Origin of the sequence: Streptococcus sp. HF-1907 (assembly GCF_015594605.1) — a bacterium.
Classification (GTDB): domain Bacteria; phylum Bacillota; class Bacilli; order Lactobacillales; family Streptococcaceae; genus Streptococcus.
On record NZ_JADNQT010000031.1, the window covers coordinates 1 to 4,329 of the forward strand.

Genomic DNA, 4,329 nt, shown 5'->3' on the forward strand with positions numbered 1-4,329 from the left:
TCAAAACCAAGGAATCCAACAGATTTCTCTTGTAGTGATAGATGGCTTCAAGGGGCTTGAGCAGATGATTAGTCAGGCTTACCCATTAGCTAAGCAACAACGTTGCTTAATTCATATTAGTCGAAATCTAGCTAGTAAAGTGAAACGAGCAGATAGAGCGGTTATTCTGGAGCAATTTAAAACGATTTATCGTGCTGAAAATTTAGAAATGGCAGTCCAAGCTTTAGATGACTCTATCGCTGAATGGAAACCAAAGTATAGGAAAGTCATGGAAAGTCTGGAGAATACGGATAATCTTTTAACTTTTTATCAGTTTCCCTACCAGATTTGGCACAGCATTTATTCGACAAACCTCATTGAGTCTCTTAACAAAGAAATCAAACGTCAAACGAAAAAGAAGGTTCTTTTTCCTAACGAGGAGGCTCTGGAACGTTATTTAGTTACTTTGTTTGAAGATTATCATTTCAAGCAAAGTCAACGAATCCATAAAAGGTTTGGCCAATGTTCTGACACACTTGAAAGCTTATTTGATTGACACTCCGTAACTCTACTTGAGTGTTTACACAAAATTATTGACAGTATCTATTCCGGTAGTGTAGAATAAGTTGTGTAAACACAAATAGGTGTTAAGAATATATTAAAAGGAAATTTGTATTATTGTATTATGGAAAAAAAAGAATCACAACGTTTCTCAATCAGGAAGTTTAACTTTGGGGTTGCTTCTGTGCTTCTGGGAACAGCCATTTTTGTGATGGGAGCAACCAGTGTTCAGGCAGATGAAGTAAGCGCTACCACTGAGGTTCAATCTTCTTTTACGGCGAAATTGAATGAAAACCAAGTTAACAGTGTTCAAGAAAGTAACGTTGAACAGAATAACGTCTCAAGAGTAGAGTCTAATGAAGGTCAACAAAATAACGCAACAGTAGCACCTACTAATACTAATGATAATGCTAAAGTAGAAGTAAATGACATTCATCAAAATACTCCGGTGGCCAAAAATGAAGAAGGTGTTCAAGAAAGTAACGTTGAACAGAATAACGTCTCAAGAGTAGAGTCTAATGAAGGTCAACAAAATAACGCAACAGTAGCACCTACTAATACTAATGATAATGCTAAAGTAGAAGTAAATGACATTCATCAAAATACTCCGGTGGCCAAAAATGAAGAAGGTGTTCAAATAAAGGAGTTGAATTCAGTAACTTCGGAACCGGTGACAACAAATTCTTCGCAAGTGATTGAAGAAGAGAAAGTTGATAACCACCCTTCAAATGAACGACGCAGAGCTAAAAGGGAAGCTACCTCACCAACTGAAGAAAGTAAAACAACCTTTTCCAAAACAGGTGATACGATTACCGTACAAAATCCAGACGTTGAAGTAAATTTCCCAAATGGTAATGGATTGTATACCCCAGTAGAAACTATCATTCGCCTGAATATGCCTGATAGTTTAACTATCAATCGAAATGATAAACTGGTAGTTGATATCCCGGATGCTGTGAGAATCCCTACAAGTTTACACTATGATGTGACTGGACCAGATGGCCAAGTTATCGGCAATGCGTTTTTGGATTCAGTCAATAACAAAGTGATCACAACTTTTACAGATTACTTTGAGAAAAATAATCTCGAAAAAAAATATACGTTAAACCTTAGTACAGGTTGGAAAGCGTCTGTCAAGCCAAATGTTCCGATCGAATTAAATTTTAGTGGAAGTAAGATTACAGTAACAGTAGGTCCCGAAAACGCTCCAGTACCAGCAGCAAAATCAAAGGTTGAGAAATACGGAGAAGCAGTAACAGGACATCCCGAATTAATCAGATGGACCATCCGTCTAAATGCAGGAAGTCTAGTAGCTCCACAGGTTTTAAATAACTACCAATTGATTGATAGTCTTCCGGATGATCAAGAATTGGTTCAAGATGGTGATCCAGTTTTAACAGAGTTTGATAATAAAAGAAAAGCAGAATGGCGAGCAGGGCATGCAACACCAATTCCTGATGATCATGTAGATTTGTGGAATGGAAAAGCTCTTAGAGCTGAAAAGGTTCAATCGATTTCACCATATGTATCAAAAGGAAATGCAATTCAATTATTAGAGAATATCAAGACAAGTTCGTCTGGTTTTTCATTCAAGATAGCACAACTGAACGAAATGATTTACGTCCGTTATATGACTAGATTGAAGAATGTTTCAGAACACCCTACACTTGAAGAATTGCAACAAAAACACGGGAATGATATTAAAATAACTTATAACAATGGAGAAGAGTATAGTTACCAAGCAACTTTTGCCTTTAAGGCAGGAGGATCTGGCTCAGCGACAAAAGCAAAAAAACCAGCGAGGGTTGATTTATCATTTACTAAACGTTTGGACGGAAGAAATTTAAAACGTGGCGAGTTCACTTTTAATTTGATTGACGATAGTACGGGTCAAGTTGTTGACACTCAAAAAAACGATAGTTTGGGTAATATTACTTTTGATCCACTCTTGTTTAACTCTGCAGGAACCTATCATTACACAGTTGAGGAGGTCACTGGTTCAGAAACTGGTATGACTTATGATCCAATGAAAGCTAACGTAACAATCACGGTAAATGCTAACGGAGATTCCTACGTAGCCCAAACAACTATGCCAACTGATACTGAGTTTAACAATACCTTCAAATCATCTCCTGTTAAGGTAAATCTGGAATTTAATAAAGAACTTTCAAATGGTATATTGAATGCCGGTGACTTTAGTTTCACATTGACTGGTGATAATAATGTGAATCAAACTGTGACTAACAAGGCTGATGGGAAAGTTAACTTCAGCGAATTGTCATTCGACAAAGTTGGCGTTTACAACTACACTGTTAAAGAAGTGAAGGGTAACAAACCTGATGTAGACTACGATGAAATGACTATTGCAGTTAAAGTAACAGTTACAAAGGATGAGGATTCTGGTCTCTTGGTAGCTAAGACTGAAATGACTTCAACAGGTGGTGAAGCAACAGATGCAAATGACAGAATCTTCAACAACCATGTTGTTGCTCCAGTTAAGACTAGATTTGACTTCAGCAAAGTCCTTGCAGGACGTACCCTTAAAGATGATGAGTTTACTTTTGTCCTTAAAGATGCTTCTGGAAACGTTATTCAAACGAAGAAGAACAAAGCGAATGGTGTTATTGCCTTTGATGATTTGACATTTACAAATGCTCAAGTTGGAACTCATAAGTATACAGTAGAAGAAGTCGCTGGCTCAGAAGCAGGAATGACTTATGATCCAATGAAGGCAGAGGTGACAGTGACTGTAACGAAGGATGGTCATACCCTTACAGCAACCAAAGCCCTTCCAACAGATACAGAGTTCAATAATACCTTCACTCCAGCAGCGACAAGCGCACAATTCAGTTTCACTAAGAAATTGGAAGGAAAAGCCCTTGAAGCCGATGCCTTCACCTTTGAATTGCTTGAAAATGGCCATGTGATTCAAACGAAGAAGAATGACGTTCATGGGAACATCCAATTTGATGCGATTTCATACGCAGCAGAAGGAACTCATACATATACCGTTCGTGAAGTATCAGGAACAGATACAGACATTGACTATGATAGCATGAACGCAGAAGTGACTGTTAACGTCACTAAGAACGCAACAACAGGTGTCTTGACAGCCAATGTTGTTATGCCAGCTGATAGCGAATTTAACAACTATGCGGTAGCCCCAGTCACAGCGCAATTTGACTTCAGTAAGGCTCTTGCAGGACGTACTCTCAAAGCTGGTGAGTTCAGCTTCGTCTTGAAAGATGCGAATGGTACGGTTCTACAAACAAAGACCAATGATGCCAATGGTAAAGTTGCATTTGATGCGCTTACTTACAAGAACAAGGAAGTAGGTGTTCATAAGTATACAGTAGAAGAAGTCGCTGGCTCAGAAGCAGGAATGACTTATGATCCAATGAAGGCAGAGGTGACAGTGACTGTAACGAAGGATGGTCATACCCTTACAGCAACCAAAGCCCTTCCAACAGATACAGAGTTCAATAATACCTTCACTCCAGCAGCGACAAGCGCACAATTCAGTTTCACTAAGAAATTGGAAGGAAAAGCCCTTGAAGCCGATGCCTTCACCTTTGAATTGCTTGAAAATGGCCATGTGATTCAAACGAAGAAGAATGACGTTCATGGGAACATCCAATTTGATGCGATTTCATACGCAGCAGAAGGAACTCATACATATACCGTTCGTGAAGTATCAGGAACAGATACAGACATTGACTATGATAGCATGAACGCAGAAGTGACTGTTAACGTCACTAAGAACGCAACAACAGGTGTCTTGACAGCCAA

The 4,329-nt window shown here is 38.7% G+C and carries 2 protein-coding genes; both read left to right on the forward strand.

Features of this window, described 5'->3' with window-relative positions; translation table 11 throughout:
* The coding region (locus IYQ92_RS09920) for an IS256 family transposase (protein WP_195676482.1) at positions 1-535 on the forward strand (535 nt) is incomplete at its 5' end.
* Positions 536-664: 129 nt separating this feature from the next.
* Positions 665-4,329 (forward strand): Spy0128 family protein (locus tag IYQ92_RS09925; RefSeq protein WP_195676483.1); only part of this gene is annotated, 3,665 nt, incomplete at its 3' end.